The following is a 16,171-nucleotide window of genomic DNA, read 5'->3' as shown; positions in this document are numbered from 1 at the left end:
GCAACGTCTTGGCTGTTGTCGGACCTGTGAGTGCGCGTTAGCCTCTCGATAATCTCATAAGAAAGTCTGCTCATGCGCCTGCCGATTCTCGCCCTCAGCTTGTCGATTCTTGCCGCGCCCGTGATGGCACAATGCGGAGGGAGTTGGTCTGGGTTTCTCAGTGGCATCCGCAGCGATATCCGTGCCGCTGGCCTGAGCGCGGCGCAGGCCGATGCCTTTCTCAATGGTGCGCGCCAAGACCCAAAAGTGCTGAGGGCTGACCGCGCGCAGGGCGTGTTTCGCAAAGATTTCCTGCAATTTTCCAGCGCGGTGATCAGTCAGAACCGCCTCACCAACGGGGCACGCAACGCCAAGCGCTACAAATCGACTTTTGATCGGATTGAGCGGGACTACGGCGTCTCGCGCGGGGTGCTATTGGCGTTTTGGGCGCTTGAAACCGATTTTGGGCAGGTGCAGGGCGATTTCAACACCCGCAACGCGTTGCTGACGCTCGCCCATGATTGCCGCCGCCCCGAGCTGTTTCGCCCGCAGGTGATCGCCGCCGCCAAACTGTATCAACGGGGTGATTTTGATCCCCAGCGCGAAAAAGGCGCTTGGGCCGGAGAGATCGGGCAAGTGCAGATGCTGCCTGATGACATCTTGCGCAACGGGGTGGATGGCGATGGCGATGGGCATGTACGGCTGAAAACCTCTGCGCCGGATGCGCTGATGTCGGGGGCCAAGATGCTGCACGATCTGGGCTGGCGCAAAGGTGAGCCGTGGATGCAAGAGATCGTGCTGCCCGCCACGCTTGATTGGTCCAAAACCGGGTTGAACACGCAAGCCTCCACCGCCGATTGGGCGCGGATGGGTGTACGCGCACGCAGCGGGAGGCTGGCGCAGGGGTTGCCAGGATCGGTGTTGCTGCCGATGGGGCGCAAGGGGCCGGCCTTTATGGTCTATCCCAATTTCCGCGTGTTGTTTGAGTGGAACAAAAGCTTTGTCTATGTCACCTCGGCGGCCTATTTCGCGACCCGGCTTGAAGGCGCGCCGCGCCTTGACCCCGGCCATCCCGATGCGGGGCTAAGCAGTGCTCAGATGTCGGCGCTACAACAAAAGCTGACGGCGCGTGGTTATGATGTGGGTAAGGTTGACGGGATTTTAGGGGCGAAAACGCGCCCCGCCGTCCAAAGCGAACAGAAACGGTTGGGCCTGCCTGCCGATGGTTGGCCCACCCAGGCGCTGCTGAACGCGCTTTGAATTCAGGCAGCGCGACTGCGGAGTTCCAGAATTGCACAGCCCTTTTCATTGCGAGTGAGGGCTGCGCGCATTATGTCAAAGGGCCGGGGCACCCCGTGCTGCTCTGGCGGTAGGGTTCGAAAGGGGATCGTGTGACAGGTACAACCACCCAGCGCCTTGGCATAAGGACACTCGGGATTGCGACGTTGATCCTGAGCATGGCCGCAGGTCTTGCCGGCTGTGGGCCCGCCCCGCGCGGTAGCGGCATCAACGATCCATACGAGGCGTCAAATCGCCAAACCCACGCGTTCAACAAAAAGGCGGACAGCGTGCTGTTTCGCGCGCCTTCGCCGGATGATACCCGTCCCCCCGTGGGGCCGGTGGGGCATGCGATTGGCAATGTGGGCAACAATCTTGGCCTGCCAAGCATGGTTCTCAATTCGCTTTTGCAAGGCCGCCCTGAACCGGCGATCAAGAATACCTTCCGCTTCATCATCAATTCGACGCTGGGTCTGGGTGGCATATTTGACCCCGCTGGCACCAGGTTCTCGCTTCCCGAGTCCACTACGGATTTCGGCGAAACGCTGCATGTTTGGGGGGTGGGTGAGGGCACCTATCTGGAACTGCCGATCTTTGGCCCCTCGACGGAGCGTGACGCACTGGGCAAGGTGGTTGATCTGGTGATTGATCCGCTCAACGCGCTGGACCCCGATCCGCGGTTGGTAGCCAAGGCGTTCCGCTTGGGCGCGCGCGTCGAAACCCGCAAGAAATATAGCGCTACCGTCGATTCGGTGTTGCATGACAGCGCCGATAGCTATGCGCAAAGCCGCCTGTTGTATTTGCAAAACCGGCGCTTCGAACTTAACGGCGAGGAGAGAAACGATGCCGCAGCCTATGATCCCTATGACGACCCTGCGTTACAATAGACGTTTCATTTTGGGGGCCGGGGTTGCCGGGCTGGCCGGGGCGATGGTGCCGGGTCAGGCTTTTGCGCTGAATGATTCACAGGCGAGGGCGCTGATTGAGCGCGCCGTGACCGATACCAACGCAGCCATCCGATCTGGCAAGACGGGCCCCGCGCTTTATGCCATGTTCGAGCGGATTTTCTCGAAATATGCGGATGTGAACGTGATCGCCCGCTCGGCGCTGGGGGTCGCGGCGCGTCAGGCGAGTGCTGCGCAGATGGCCGCCTTCACAAAGGCCTATCAGGGCTATCTTTCGCGCAAATATGGCAAGCGGTTCCGCGAATTCATCGGCGCGCAATTCGAGGTGAAGGGCGCGCGTGCGATCAAGACGTTCTATGAGGTGAAAACCACGGCGATCCTCAAGGGCCAAGCGCCGTTCGAGGTGCTCTGGCAGGTCTCGGATCGGTCTGGCCAAGATAAGTTTTTCAACCTGATCGTTGAGGGCGTGAACATGCTGGCCTCTGAGCGCGCCGAAATTGGTGCGATGCTTGATCGCCGTCGCGGTAACATCGACGCAGTGATTCAAGATTTGAAAACGGCTGGCTAGGGCTTGCCCGACGGCTGATATGACAACGCCCGGTGGAGACATCGGGCGTTGTCATATCAAAGCGCCGTCACGCCTCAGTTTCGATTGCCGCCAAACACGCCCAGCAGGCTTTTGAGAATCGAATCAGACGGGTTTCGGCGTTGTGCTTGGGGCTGAGGCTGCTGGGGTTGCGCGCTTTGCTCGGGCAGTTGCCCCGCACTTTGCGAATCGCCCGAATATTGCTGCGTCTCTGCCTGCCAATCCGAGGGCTGCGCCATCGGCAGTGGTTTGGCGGGCTGGCCGTCTTCCACGCGCGCCATCGTTTCGTGGAAGATCTCGGCGGGCAATCCACCGCCCGTGACGCCCTTCAGCGGCGTGTTGTCGTCATTGCCCATCCAGACGCCCACGACATAATCCGCCGTAAACCCGATAAACCAGGCATCCCGCGAGCTTTGCGTCGTGCCAGTTTTCCCAGCGATCTCATAGCCTTTGATATTGGCCCGCCCGCCCGTGCCATGCAGCACAACCTGACGCATCATATAGATCAACTCGCGCGCCGATTTTTCCGAGATCACGCGCTCGCCAATGCCGCCGGGTTTGCTGAACAGCGGGTTGCTATCGCCCTTGAGCGTAAGCGTATTCAGCCCGTAGGGCGTCACCGAAGAGCCGCCATTCAAGATGCCCGCATAGGCACCCGTCATGTCCAGCAGATCCGATTCCCCGACCCCCAAAGCGACCGAGGGCAGGTTTGGCAGGTTCTGCGCAAAGCCAAGCCCCTCGGCGACCTTGATGACATTCTCGCGCCCCACCGCCTCAGAGACACGCACCGTTGCAACGTTTACCGAATGCTCAAGCGCGGTGGTCAGGGTGATCGGGCCGCTGAAGTTGCGTTCATAGTTGCGCGGCGTCCAGTCCGGGGAGCCGGGCATCTTCACGGTCAACGGGGCATCATCGACCATCGAATCGGGGGTGTAGCCCAGATCCAGCGCGGTGGCATAGACAAAGGGCTTGAAGGTCGAGCCGGTCTGGCGCTGCGCCATCGTGGCGTGGTTGAACGCGCCGGTCACCTTGGTTGCGCGCCCGCCCACCATGCCACGCACGGCCCCATCGGGCGACATCACGACGATCGCAGCCTCGGCGGTGCTGTCTTTGGCGACCTTATCGCTAAAGACAGACTGCATCGCCTCTTCGGCGGCGGATTGGATGCGCTGATCCAAAGTCGTGTGAATCACCACATCTTCGGTCGTGCCGCGTGACAGGAAATCGGGGATCGTATCCATCAGCCAATCGGCGAAATAGCCCCCCGCGCGACGTTGCGCAGCCTCGCTCAGAGTGGCGGGATTGGCCTTGGCATCCAGATATTGCCGGTCCGTCAGATAGTGTTGCTGATGCATCAACATCAGCACGGTTTCCGCCCGCGCCTGAGCGCGCTCAAGACTGTTGGTGGGCGCGTAATAGCTTGGCGCTTTGAGCAAACCCGCCAGCATTGCAGCTTGCTGCGGATTGTCATTGGCGGCCGAAATCCCGAAATACCGCTCGGATGCGGCCTCAAATCCGCGCGCCCCGGCGCCCAGATAGGCCCGGTTGAGGTAGATCGAAAGAACTTGGTCTTTGGTATATTTCAGATCCAGCGCAAAGGCATAGGGCACTTCCTTGATCTTGCGCTTGAGCCCGCCAGAGCGGCAATCATCTTCATAGGCGGATTCGTTTTTCCATTGCTTTGGGTCGAACTTCACACCAAGGCACAAAAGCTTTGCTACCTGTTGCGTGATCGTCGAACCACCATTGCCCTGAAACGGGCCGCGCCCATCCTTGAGGTTGATCGCGATCGCCGAGGCGATGCCGCGCGGGCTGATCCCGATATGGTGGTAAAAACGGCGATCTTCGGTCGCGATCACCGCGTTGCGTAGATGGGGCGAGACGTTTTTGGCGTCAATCAGCCCGCCATAGGTTTCGCCGCGCCAGGCAAAGACCTTGTTTTGATCGTCAAGCATCGTGACCGACCCACGGGTGCGCCCATCCAGAAGCTTCGTGTAGTCAGGCAGCGTCGAATAGAAATACAGCGTCGCCGCGCCCACAACGAGCGCGATCACCATGGAAAAACGCCAGAACGCCCCCCAGAGGAGGCGCCAGATAAACCGCACCATCCCTGCGATTGCGCCGCTGAACCCACCGCGCCGGGGCGGGCGCGGTTTTTGCCCGCGTGGTTTGCGGGGTTTCGGCGTCTTCGAGGGGCTCGTATTTTTCGACGTGGCGTAGCGCTTATCCGCTACCAACGACCCGCGTCGTCCGCCCTTCTGTGTCATTTGCCTGATCCGCTGCCTTGTTTTCGTTGGCGCCAATTTACACGCAGCTTCACAGGATGTGGACCCGCATAAATTCACGTTTCAGTTTCACATTTCGCCCAATAATTAGCCGATACGCCTAAAATGTATAATTATTAGGCAGATTACTAGCAAGCTTCCCGATCTCTCTGCCTCTGTTTCCTTGTGCGCGTGCAGCGAACTTGGCCTTCTGACGCCAGATGGTGTCGATCGCTCACGACATTGAGATGTGCTGAACAAGGAAGGGACGACAGTGAAACTCATCATTGCAGCAATCAAGCCGTTCAAGCTCGAGGAGGTGCGCGAAGCGCTCACCACCATCGGCGTGCGCGGTATGATGGTTACCGAGATCAAAGGCTTTGGCGCTCAGTCGGGTCACACCGAAATCTATCGCGGCGCGGAATACGCCGTGAACTTCGTGCCCAAGGTGAAACTGGAAATCGTGGTTGCGGACGGCCTGGCAGACGAGGTCGTCGATACGATCCTCAAGGCCGCCAAGACCGACAAGATCGGCGACGGCAAAATCTTCGTGCTCGATGTGGGGCAGGCAGTGCGCGTGCGCACGGGCGAAACCAATGACGACGCGCTCTGAGACGCGACAGAGGGAAAGTAGGACAATGAAAAACCTTTCTAAAATTGCAGGTCTCGCCGGGGTTCTCGCCCTTGCTGGCCTTCCGGCTCTGGCGCAGGATGCTGCGGCCCCGGCTGAAGTCATCGACAAGGGCGACGTGGCGTGGATGATGACGTCTTCGTTGCTGGTTCTGTTCATGATCATTCCGGGTCTGGCGCTGTTTTACGGTGGCCTCGTGCGCACCAAGAACATGCTGTCGGTTCTGATGCAGACCACGATGATCGCGTCGATCGTGATGATCGTCTGGGTGCTGTGGGGCTATTCCTTTGCCTTCGGTGGCGGCACATCGCCGTTCTGGGGCGGTCTGGGGAAAATCTTCCTCTCGGGCGTGACGATGGATTCGACCGCAGCGACCTTCACCGATGGTGTCGTGCTGCCGGAATATGTCTTCATCGCGTTCCAGATGACCTTTGCAGCCATCACCCCCGCGCTGATCGTGGGTGCTTTTGCCGAGCGCGCTAAGTTCTCGGGCATCGTGCTGTTCATGATCTTGTGGGTGACCTTCGTTTACTTCCCGATCGCACATATGGTTTGGGACGGCGCCGGTCTGATCTTCAACTGGGGCGCTATCGACTTTGCTGGTGGCACCGTGGTTCACATCAACGCTGGTATCGCCGGTCTGGTCTGGGCAATCGTCCTTGGTCCGCGCCTCGGTCTGGGCAAAGAGAACATGGCTCCGCACTCGATGACGCTGACGATGGCTGGCGCTGCGATGCTCTGGGTCGGTTGGTTCGGCTTCAACGCTGGCTCGAACCTCGAAGCGACGGCGAATGCGACGCTTGCGATGCTCAACACCTTCGTGGCTACGGCTGCTGCGGTCGTCTCTTGGTCGATCGTCGAAGGATGGGTGCGCGGCAAGGCCTCGGGTCTGGGGGCTGCGTCGGGCATGGTTGCGGGTCTGGTCGCGATCACCCCGGCTTGTGGCACCACCGGTCCGGTTGGCGCGATCTTCCTGGGCCTTCTTGTCTCTCCGATCTGCTTCTTCTTCGTCACCGCCATCAAGTCGAAGTTCAAGTATGACGACAGCCTCGATGCTTTCGGTGTCCACGGTGTTGGCGGTATCGTCGGTGCCATCATGACCGGTATCCTCTGCGCCCCCTCGCTTGGTGGCACGGGCTTTGTGGTCGAAGCTGGCACCATGGGTGCGCAGGTCTTCGCCCAGATCAAAGCGGTTCTCTTGACCATCGTCTGGTCGGGTATCGGGTCGCTGGTTATTATCTACATCGTCAAGGCGATCACCGGTATCCGGGTCAGCGCCGATGATGAGCGTCAGGGTCTCGACCTTACGGCACATGGCGAAAGCGCCTATCACAGCTAAGACGCGATAAGATCAACAAAGAAGGCCCGGAGTTCGCTCCGGGCCTTTTGCGTTGTGAGGGTAAGGCGCTTATTCCGCAGTCACAGCTGCGACGCCTTTCTGTGGGGCAGAGCTTGAGTAATCGGGTTTGCGCAAGAACACGACAAGCGGGATCGCAGCGATCGTGATCCACATCATGAACTTGAAATCATCCAGATACGCGATCATCGCAGCCTGTTGCGTCGTCAGCGAATTCAGCACCTCATAGACCGCCGTTTCCCCATAATGCGCCAGTGAAGAGCTGCCCGAGGCCAGCCCTTGCAGGTTCTGCGGGTTCATCCCCGAGGCCAGCTCGGAATGGTTGACCGCAATCATATGGGTCAGCAGCGCCGTCACGATCGAGATCCCGATCGACGAGCCAATATTGCGTACAAGGCTGAACAGCGCCGTTCCGTCGCCGCGAAATTTCGGCTCGAGCGTGGCAAAGGTGAGCGTCGAAATCGGCACAAAGACCGAGCCCAGACCAAAGCCCTGAACGATCCCCGAAATGACGAACCATTTTGCCCCCATCAGCGGCGAGAAAGTGGACATCATATGCAGAGAGTAGGCGGTCAAAGACAGCCCGACCACCACCAGAATGCGCAGGTCGACAAATTTCATCAGCCGCCCGATCAGCAGCATCATGATCATCGCCCCGACACCGCGCGGCGACATCACCAACCCGATAGTCAGCGTTGGATAGCCGTAGATGCTGGAGAGCATTGGCGGCAGGAGCGCAAGCGATGCCAGCAAGACGATCCCGACGACAAAAATGAACAGCAGCCCCATCGACAGGTTGCGATCCAGAAACATCCGCGGGTCCAAGAAGGGTCGCTCTGCCCCCAAGATCCAGACCACGAAAATCCAGAACCCGGAAACTGACAGCGCCAACTCGATCCAGATTTCAACCGACGAGAACCAGTCGACGTCAGAACCGCGATCAAGCATCAACTGCAACGCCCCGATCCCCACGGCAAGGGCCGCAAAGCCGAAGAAGTCGAACTTGATCTTGCGCTTGGGCATCTCGGGCAGAAACGACCACGCCCCCGCAATTGCGATCATCCCCAGCGGCACGTTGATATAGAACACCCAACGCCAGTTGAGCGACTCGGTCAGATAGCCCCCGAGCGTCGGCCCGATGATCGGCCCCAGCATGATGCCTGCGCCAAACATAGCCATGGCTTGCCCGTGGCGTTCCCGCGGGTTGATATCGAGCATGAAGTTCTGCGCCAGCGGCACGATTGCAGCGCCAAACACGCCCTGAACCAGGCGAAACGCAACCATCGTGTTGAGGGACCATGCAGCCCCGCACAACATCGAGAACACAACAAAGCCAACCACCGAGATCATGAAAATCTCGCGCCGTCCAAACTGGTTGGACAGCCAGCCCGACATCGGCGTGATGATCGCAGCGGCCACGATATACGAGGTCAAAACCCAGTTGATCGTGTCCGTCGACGCGCCAAGATCAGCCCGCATGTCGGGCAGCGCCACGTTGGCGATGGTGGTGTCAAGCACCTGCATGATCACCGCCAGCATCAGCGCCGCCATGATCAGGCCGCGATGAGGCACGTTATAGGGGTCGATCGCCTTTGGCTGATTGGCCTGCGGGCTCTGCGTGGCAGCCTCGGCCATAGCTTATTGCCCCTGAGCCGCGGGCGTGGCCTGAGCCTTATCGCCGATGAGTTGAGCGAGATTCGATTTGACCTTGGTATCCACATTCACCGTCGCCGAAAGACCCGCGCGCAAACCGGTCAAGTCCGAGCCTTTCGCGAGCCGCAGCCGCACGGGAACACGCTGGGTCACCTTCACCCAGTTGCCGGTCGCGTTTTGCGCCGGAAGGATCGAGAACTCGGCCCCGGTGCCTGCGCCGACCGCTTCGACCGTGGCTTTGTAGTTGCGACCGGGGAAGGCGTCGAACGTGACCGTGGCGGATTGCCCCGCGCCCATATGGGTCAGCTCGGTTTCCTTGAAATTCGCGATCACCCAGACATCGGTGGTATCAACCAGCGTGAACAGGCTTGATCCCGCGCCAACCATTTCACCGGGCTTGAACGAGCCGGCTTGGTAGATGACGCCGTCGGCTGGCGCGAACAGTTCGGTTTGCGAAAGGTTATATTTCGCATCGTTCACGGCGGTGATTGCAGCTTTCACCGTGGGGTGATCCTCGACCGCGATGTCGGGATTGCCATCAAGGGCAACCTTGGCGGCTGCAACCTTTTGCTGGGCGGCGGCAAGCGTGTCTTGGGCCGCGATTGTGGTCGTGCGCTGCGCATCAAGCGATGTCTGCGTCGCAGCCCCCGATTTGGTCAGCGATTCTTGCCGGGCAAGCTGCTTGGCTTGGTAGTCTGCATTGTCAGAAGCCTGTTTTTCATCCGCCAACGCCGCCTTATACGAGGCGCGCAGCTGTTCGACCTGAAGCTTGGCCATCGACAGTCCGGCCTCAGCCTTGGCCAAGGCCAATTCATAGGGTTTCTTGTCGAGTTCGAACAGCGGGTCGCCCTTTTTGACATGCTCGTTTTCTGAAACGAACACCTTCGTCACCCGGCCCGAGATTTGTGAGGCCACCGGAATGCGCGCCATCTGGAAGTTGGCGTTTTGGGTGGACTCAGATCCGCCGGAACTCAGCCAATAATACGCGCCGCCAAGCACGATCAGCGCAGGCACAAGGACCAGCAGCCATGTTTTTGGCCGTTTTTTCTTTTTCGTTTCGATGTCTTGCCCATTGCTCGGGGCAGATTTTTTTTCTGTTGCGTCACTCATGATTGGCCTCGGAACTCTGGGAGGGGCTCTCCTCATCGGAGAGATTTTCGATTATCTTGTTCAGGGAACTCATGACCTGTTTGACCGCACGGTCTGACAGGCCATTGAGGGCTTTGGCGTAAATGGCTTCTGCGATGTCATGCGCCTCTTCAAAGGCAGCACGGGTCTTCGCCGTGGGGTGGATCAGCTTGACGCGCCGGTCGTTGGAATCGTGCTTGCGCAAAACCCAATCGGCCTCTTCCATCCGGTCGACAAGGCGCGACACCGAGATCGGCTCGATCTCGAGCAACTCGGCCAGACGCGCCTGTGCCAGCGGTCCTTCGCGCTTGAGATAGACCAAGAGACGCCATTGCGCGGTGGTCAAACCCAGCTCATTGGCACGTTTTTCAAAGCGACGCCGGATCAACCGGGTCGCGTCATGCAACAGGAAACCTAGGCTTTGTTCGGACATAGCGGGCTCCGGATCAATGCGTATATCATAAGCCCTTACATTATAAGCTTGCTTACTATTTCAAGGGTAAAATGAAAAATTTTCCAAATAAAAAGACGGAAGCCCGAAGGCCTCCGTCTTAAATCGTCAAGCTTGGTTGTAGGTTCCTTAGACGCCCGCGTCGATCAAGGCGCGCGCCAGCAGCGGTACCGATTTTGTATTCAGCCCGGCGATGTTGATGCGCGAATCGCCGACCATATAAATCCCGTTTTCGGCCTTCATCTTGGCGACCTGCTCGGGGGTGGCCCCGAGGCGCGAGAACATGCCGCGATGCTCGGCCACGAAGTCGAAGCGATCCGAGTTGGTCAGACGCCGCAATTCATCGGCAAGCTGTTTGCGCAGGTCCAACATGCCCGTGCGGACCTCTTCCAATTCGGCCTCCCATTCCGCGCGCAGCGCCGGATCGGTCAGCACGCGCGCGACCAACGCCTGCCCGTGATAGGGTGGGAAGGAATAGGTCTGGCGGTTGAGGTACGACAGCACGTCTTGCGTCACCGCGCGCGTGGCCGCATCGCCCAGAACCATCAGGCAGCCGGTGCGCTCGCGGTAAATCCCGAAGTTCTTGGAGCAGGACGCCGCGATCAGCACCTCAGGCAGGCGCGACGCAATCAGACGGGTGCCAGCGGCGTCTTCTTCCAGCCCATCGCCGAAGCCCTGATAGGCGAGGTCGATCATCGGGATCGCGCCGGTCTGTTCCAGAAGGTCTGCGACCGCGCCCCACTGCTCGATCGTCAGGTTCGCGCCGGTCGGGTTGTGACAGCAGCCGTGCAGCAGCACGATGTCGCCTTTCTTGACTGCTTTCAGATCTGCCATCATCGCGTCGAAATCGACGCTTCGGCTGGCGGCATCGAAATAGCGATAGGATTTGAACGCCTGCCCCATGAAGTTCAGGATCGACAGGTGGTTCGGCCATGTCGGATCAGACACCCAGACCGTGGTCTCGGGCTGCGCCATGCGCGCCAGTTCAAAGCCCATCCGGCACGCGCCAGTGCCGCCCACGGTGGACAAGCAGGCGAGACGGTCGGCAGGGTAACCCTTGCCCAGCACCATTTCCGCCATCGCGGCGTGGAATTCGGGCTGGCCGGCAAGGCCCGCATAGGATTTCGTGGTCTCGCTGTCCCAGACCTGTTTTTCAGCTTTGTGAACGGCGGTCATGATCGGGGTTTTGCCATCGGCATCTTTATAGACGCCGACGCCCAGATCGACTTTTTTGTCACGCGGGTCAGCGCGATATTCGCCCATCAGCGCGAGGATTTTATCCGGCGCTTGCGGTTTGAGATTGTTCAGCATCATGCGTCTCCGGTTGCGACCTTGAGGTCGTTATACATGCCCCATTCGGCCCATGATCCATCATAGAGGGCCCAATCCGACTTGCCGATCAGCTCCAGCGCGAGGGCCAGAATGGCCGCGCTCACGCCAGATCCACAGGTGGTGATCGCGGGTTTGGACAGATCGACGCCCGCGCCTTCAAAAATCTTGCGCAGGGCCTCGGGGGATTTCATCGTGCCCTCTGGCGTCAAAAGGCTCTCCCACGGCACGTTTCGCGATCCGGGGATATGGCCTTTGCGCAGGTTCGGGCGGGGTTCAGCGTCTTGGCCGATGAAACGGCCATGCGCGCGCGCGTCGATGATCGCATAATCACCCAGCTTAGAGGCATGGGCCACTTGCGTCACGTCTTTCACCAGACCCGACTGGCGCTGCACGGTCATGTGACGGTCGCGCACCATCGGCGGCATGTCTTCAAGCGGGTGGCCCTCGGCCTCCCATTTTGGCAAGCCGCCGTCGAGCACGGCCACATCGGTCTTGCCCATCAGCCGGAACAGCCACCACACGCGCGGGGCCGATAACATCGAGTGTTGGTCATAGACCACGACCTGATGGCCGTCGCCCACACCCATCGCGCGCATCCGGGAAATGAACTTCTCGGTCGGCGGCGCCATATGCGGCAAATCCGAACGGTTATCGGCGATCTCGTCGATATCGAAGAAGCGCGCGCCGGGGATATGTTTGGCATCATAGGTCGCCTTGGCGTCCAGACCCATCTGGGGCAAGAACCACGAGCCATCCAGAATCCGCAGATCGGGATCGTTCAGATGGGTGGCAAGCCAGTCCGTCGATACGAGCGTTTTCGGGTTGTCCATCGCGGTGCGCCTCTCTCTATCGGTCAGAGTTGATTAGACTCAGCACCGCAGGGGACGCAAGGGCAGGGCGCCCAAAACCGCGCCTCAGCTCATTGATTCTGCTTGAGCAGCCGTTGTTTCTGGCGGTTCCAGTCGCGCTTGGCCTCGGTTTCGCGTTTATCGGCCAGCTTTTTGCCCTTGGCGATTCCGACCAGCAGTTTCGCGATGCCCTTGTCGTTGAAATACATCTTGAGCGGCACGATCGTCATGCCCTCGCGCTGGGTGGCGTTCCACAGCCGGGACAATTCGCGTTTGGACACCAGTAGCTTGCGCTTGCGCCGTTCCTCGTGGCCGAAATGCCCCGCTTGCATATAAGCTGCGATATAACTGTTGATCAGCCACAGCTCGCCATCTTCAACCGAGGCATAGCTTTCGGCGATATTGGTCTGGCCAGTGCGCAGCGATTTCACCTCAGAGCCATAGAGCATGATCCCCGCCTCGAGCGTATCCTCGACGGCGTAGTGATAACGGGCTTGCCGGTTTTCGGCGATCAGCTTGGAGTTGGGATCAGAATGTTTTGCCATGGTCGCCCCGAAATAGGGCTTGGATGCCGCTCTGTCCAGTGCGGCACTGCGGCGCTTGACGCGAGACGGGCTGCGCGCCTAGCTGGGACCGTTGCTGTCGAAAGGATTACCATGCTCCACCAGATCGCTATCGGATCGCTGATGATGCTGATCACGGTTTCTTTCGCTGCGACGACAGCTTGGGCGATGGAGGCGATGTTCGTGCGCTCTGCCCGCTGGGTGATGCGTGAGCCGCACGGGCCCAAGATGTTGCTTCTGGTGATGGCGTCCGCGCTATGGGCGCTGGGGATGGTGACGGCCAGCGTCTGGGCTTGGGCGGCCTGCTTTCGCGTGCTCGATATCTTTCACACGATGGAAGAGGCGGTCTATTTCGCGCTCGTCGTCTATACGACGCTGGGCTATGGCGACATTCTTCTCAGCCATGACTGGCGTATTCTGGGGGGCATGGCGGCGGCGAACGGGTTGCTCAATATCGGGTTTCTCACCGCGATGATGGTCGAGACCCTGCGCCAGACCCGCAACAGCCAGATCGAAGCGCGCAGGATCAAGGCGCATTTGAATATGCACCTGTAAATCCCGCGCGCGCCGCTTAGTCGATCATCAAGGCGTCTTTGACGATCCCGGTCAGCATATCGGTCACCGGGTCCATCGTGTCCTTGGGATAGTCACGAAAGCCGACCGTGATCTCGCCCGCGTTTTCGGGGGTCTCATAGACAAAGATCGTATAGGGGCAATATTGCACATTGGTGATGTCGCTGGTCATCACCTCGCGCGACACCTTGGCCGAGCAGAACGAAAAGATATCTGCGCCGGTAAACAGGGTCTTGGTTTCGCCCACCGCGTCTTTGGTGCGTTCCAGCATGTCGCCGGTATGGCTGACGTGATCAACCACAAGCCCCGCGCCGACGATCGCGTTTTGTACCGCAAAGGTGACGTTGTCGAACGTGTCTTCGGTGGTCCAAGTATGCGCCTCTTGTGCCGAAGCAGCCTGCGCACCTAGCATGAATGCCGCCGCAACTGCGGCGCTGATCAGATGTTTCATCTGTGTCTCCCTTATCTCCCACACGGGTCACGCCGGATGGCGCCCAGTGATCCAATCCCGAGTTTGGCGCGTATTTTTCTTTATGCCTAGGGGTAACAATGTCGCCCCCTCTTGCGAAAAGGGATGCACAGGGCACGCCCCGCACTCATAGTGTGGGCCTACAGGAGGTATTTCCATGCGCAAGATCAGACCCGGTGACCCAACATGGGCCGACGTGACGCCAAAGGTCGATTTCCTTAACCGTCGCCAGATCATGGCGGGCGCAGGCGCGATGGCGCTGGGTGCGATTGCGGGGCCGGCCTTGGCCAAGATCAATGCAGCGCCATCGAAATATTCGACTGATGCTGCGCCGAATACGCTTAAAGACATCACGCATTACAACAATTTCTACGAATTCGGCTGGGATAAGACCGACCCGGCGGCCTATTCGAAGCAGCTTGTGACCGACCCGTGGTCCATCGAGATTGACGGGCTGGTAGATAAGCCCGGCAATTACGCGCTGGATGATATTCTTAAGCCGGTGACGCTGGAACAGCGCATCTATCGGTTTCGCTGTGTCGAGGCGTGGTCGATGATCGTGCCGTGGATCGGGTTTGAGCTGGCGGATCTGCTGAACCGCGTGGGCGTGCAGCCCGGAGCGAAATACGTCGCGATGCAGACCTTGCTGCGTCCCTCGCAAATGCCGGGGCAGAAACAGGGCGGTATCGACTGGCCCTATGTCGAGGGCCTGCGGATCGACGAGGCGATGAACCCGCTGACGATTCTGGCGACCGGGCTTTACGATGAAGAGATGCCCAACCAGAACGGCGCTCCGATCCGGCTGATCGTGCCGTGGAAATATGGTTTCAAGTCGATCAAGAGCATCGTGAAGATCTCGCTGACCGACAAGATGCCGCGCACCACGTGGAATCAGCTTCAGCCGCGCGAATACGGTTTCTATGCCAATGTGAACCCCAAGGTGGATCACCCGCGCTGGTCGCAAGCCACCGAACGGCGTGTGGGCGCAGGGCTGTTTGCCGGGCGCGAACCGACGCTGATGTTCAACGGCTACGAGGATGAGGTCGCGAGCCTCTATACCGGCATGGACCTGCGGAAGAATTACTGATGACCACCGCAAGCCTGTCGGCCCCGATCAATGGTGCGTTGCGACATGTGCCCAGTTGGGTTGTCTATCTCGCAGGGCTGATTCCTCTGGCCTGGGTGGTCTATCTGACCTTCACCGGGGGAATCGGAGTCGATCCCGTGAAAGGGATCGAGCATCGGCTGGGCAAGATCGCGCTGTGGTTTCTTGTGGGCGGATTGGCGATTACGCCCGCGCGGCGCTGGCTGGGGCTCAATCTGATCCGCTATCGTCGCGCGATCGGGTTGCTCGCGTTCTTCTATATAGCCCTGCATCTGACGGCTTGGGCGGTTCTGGATATGAGCATGCTGTGGGCGCAGGCCTTGTCGGACCTCGTGAAGCGGCGCTACCTGTTGCTGGGAATCAGCGCCTTCATCCTGCTGATCCCGCTTGCGATCACCTCAAACAATGCCTCGATCCGCAAGCTGGGCCGCAATTGGCGCAAGCTGCATTGGCTGGTTTACCCTGCCGTGCTGTTGGGGGTGATTCATTATCTGCTACAGATGAAGGTGATCTCCACTCAGGGCTGGCTGTGGTTGGCAGCGGTATTGCTGCTTTTGGGGCTTCGTTTGGCCCCCCGATTCCGCTGACCCGGCGGAATGCGCGTTCAGAGGTTTCGTTGAGTCGGGTATTTTGCGAAAGATTCTTGCGTAAGCGCGAAAATGGACCGGTTAGACAAAGAATCTAACAAGGTAAGGTCGTTATTTTTCAAAGGACTAAGTGGTTCTTTGCGGAAATGTGGAAGTTTTTTAAAAAAGTGGTTGCGGAGGTCGGGGAGTATCCGTAGAACCCCCCTCACCGAAGCAGCAAACGACGCAGCGACGGTAGCCGGAAGTGCTGCAAGGTGCTGAAAAGCGAAACAAAATTTGGAGTAAGGTTTGCAGGTCGCGCCCCAAGAGATTGAGGTGTCGCCGGTTTATTTTGTCTCTGTGCTCTTTGACATTGCTATTTATCTGAAGAGATATGTGGGCGGTTTGGTCGATTTCGACGTTTAACCGTAGCATATCGGCTCATTAGGATTTCGGTCCGATGATATGAGTGTCAGCTTCACT

General features: G+C 59.1%; 16 protein-coding genes. 8 read left to right on the top strand and 8 right to left on the bottom strand.

Features of this window, described 5'->3' with window-relative positions:
* The first annotated feature begins 72 nt into the window (after positions 1-72).
* The 3 genes from AB4874_RS05600 to AB4874_RS05590 all read left to right on the top strand — a co-directional run bounded on the left by AB4874_RS05600 (position 73) and on the right by AB4874_RS05590 (position 2,730).
* Positions 73-1,239 (top strand): lytic murein transglycosylase, encoded by a 1,167-nt coding sequence (locus AB4874_RS05600; RefSeq protein ID WP_368391245.1) that lies wholly within the window; start codon positions 73-75, stop codon positions 1,237-1,239.
* A 131-nt stretch (positions 1,240-1,370) separates the two neighbouring features.
* Entirely contained in the window at positions 1,371-2,144 is a 774-nt protein-coding gene (locus AB4874_RS05595) for an MlaA family lipoprotein (RefSeq protein ID WP_368391244.1), read from the top strand.
* Entirely contained in the window at positions 2,101-2,730 is a 630-nt protein-coding gene (locus tag AB4874_RS05590; protein ID WP_368391243.1) for an MlaC/ttg2D family ABC transporter substrate-binding protein, read from the top strand. The genes AB4874_RS05595 and AB4874_RS05590 overlap by 44 nt, the downstream gene beginning before the upstream one ends.
* A 74-nt stretch (positions 2,731-2,804) precedes the next feature.
* Here the strand turns inward: AB4874_RS05590 and AB4874_RS05585 are convergent, their stop codons facing one another.
* On the bottom strand, positions 2,805-5,015 hold the full coding sequence (locus tag AB4874_RS05585; protein WP_368391242.1) for a transglycosylase domain-containing protein: 2,211 nt from the start codon (positions 5,013-5,015) through the stop codon (positions 2,805-2,807).
* A 271-nt stretch (positions 5,016-5,286) separates the two neighbouring features.
* Here AB4874_RS05585 and AB4874_RS05580 point away from each other — a divergent pair, with 271 nt between their 5' ends.
* Both AB4874_RS05580 and AB4874_RS05575 read left to right on the top strand, forming a co-directional pair.
* The gene (locus AB4874_RS05580; protein WP_295534155.1) at positions 5,287-5,625 is read left to right on the top strand and encodes a P-II family nitrogen regulator; all 339 of its coding nucleotides are present in this window, start codon (positions 5,287-5,289) and stop codon (positions 5,623-5,625) included.
* A 25-nt stretch (positions 5,626-5,650) separates the two neighbouring features.
* Positions 5,651-6,982: an ammonium transporter gene (locus AB4874_RS05575; protein WP_295534157.1), complete on the top strand. Its 1,332-nt coding sequence runs from the start codon at positions 5,651-5,653 to the stop codon at positions 6,980-6,982.
* A gap of 69 nt (positions 6,983-7,051) precedes the next feature.
* Here AB4874_RS05575 and AB4874_RS05570 read toward each other — a convergent pair whose 3' ends face one another.
* The 6 genes from AB4874_RS05570 to smpB all read right to left on the bottom strand — a co-directional run bounded on the left by AB4874_RS05570 (position 7,052) and on the right by smpB (position 12,957).
* Positions 7,052-8,551: a DHA2 family efflux MFS transporter permease subunit gene (locus tag AB4874_RS05570; RefSeq protein ID WP_368391632.1), complete on the bottom strand. Its 1,500-nt coding sequence runs from the start codon at positions 8,549-8,551 to the stop codon at positions 7,052-7,054.
* 87 nt (positions 8,552-8,638) lie between these two features.
* On the bottom strand, positions 8,639-9,763 hold the full coding sequence (locus AB4874_RS05565; RefSeq protein WP_368391241.1) for an HlyD family secretion protein: 1,125 nt from the start codon (positions 9,761-9,763) through the stop codon (positions 8,639-8,641).
* A complete protein-coding gene (locus tag AB4874_RS05560) occupies positions 9,756-10,214 on the bottom strand; it encodes a MarR family winged helix-turn-helix transcriptional regulator (RefSeq protein ID WP_295534162.1) in 459 nt (152 codons plus the stop codon). The genes AB4874_RS05565 and AB4874_RS05560 overlap by 8 nt, the downstream gene beginning before the upstream one ends.
* Before the next feature lie 147 nt (positions 10,215-10,361).
* A complete protein-coding gene (locus AB4874_RS05555; RefSeq protein ID WP_368391240.1) occupies positions 10,362-11,543 on the bottom strand; it encodes an amino acid aminotransferase in 1,182 nt (393 codons plus the stop codon).
* A complete protein-coding gene (gene sseA, locus AB4874_RS05550) occupies positions 11,543-12,394 on the bottom strand; it encodes a 3-mercaptopyruvate sulfurtransferase (RefSeq protein ID WP_368391239.1) in 852 nt (283 codons plus the stop codon). The genes AB4874_RS05555 and sseA overlap by 1 nt, the downstream gene beginning before the upstream one ends.
* Positions 12,395-12,483: 89 nt before the next feature.
* A complete protein-coding gene (gene smpB, locus AB4874_RS05545) occupies positions 12,484-12,957 on the bottom strand; it encodes an SsrA-binding protein SmpB (RefSeq protein ID WP_295534168.1) in 474 nt (157 codons plus the stop codon).
* 111 nt (positions 12,958-13,068) lie between these two features.
* Here smpB and AB4874_RS05540 point away from each other — a divergent pair, with 111 nt between their 5' ends.
* Positions 13,069-13,530: an ion channel gene (locus AB4874_RS05540; RefSeq protein WP_295534170.1), complete on the top strand. Its 462-nt coding sequence runs from the start codon at positions 13,069-13,071 to the stop codon at positions 13,528-13,530.
* A gap of 16 nt (positions 13,531-13,546) precedes the next feature.
* Here AB4874_RS05540 and AB4874_RS05535 read toward each other — a convergent pair whose 3' ends face one another.
* Positions 13,547-13,999: a DUF302 domain-containing protein gene (locus tag AB4874_RS05535; protein WP_295534172.1), complete on the bottom strand. Its 453-nt coding sequence runs from the start codon at positions 13,997-13,999 to the stop codon at positions 13,547-13,549.
* Between the two features lie 175 nt (positions 14,000-14,174).
* Here AB4874_RS05535 and msrP point away from each other — a divergent pair, with 175 nt between their 5' ends.
* Both msrP and msrQ read left to right on the top strand, forming a co-directional pair.
* Entirely contained in the window at positions 14,175-15,104 is a 930-nt protein-coding gene (msrP, locus tag AB4874_RS05530) for a protein-methionine-sulfoxide reductase catalytic subunit MsrP (protein WP_368391238.1), read from the top strand.
* The gene (gene msrQ / locus AB4874_RS05525) at positions 15,104-15,709 is read left to right on the top strand and encodes a protein-methionine-sulfoxide reductase heme-binding subunit MsrQ (protein ID WP_368391237.1); all 606 of its coding nucleotides are present in this window, start codon (positions 15,104-15,106) and stop codon (positions 15,707-15,709) included. Before msrP ends, msrQ begins: the two co-directional genes overlap by 1 nt.
* The last annotated feature ends 462 nt before the right edge of the window (positions 15,710-16,171 follow it).

The sequence above is a fragment of the Thioclava arctica genome, from assembly GCF_040892615.1.
GTDB classification, from domain to species: Bacteria; Pseudomonadota; Alphaproteobacteria; order Rhodobacterales; family Rhodobacteraceae; genus Thioclava; species Thioclava arctica.
This window is presented reverse-complemented; position numbering and strand designations above follow the sequence as displayed.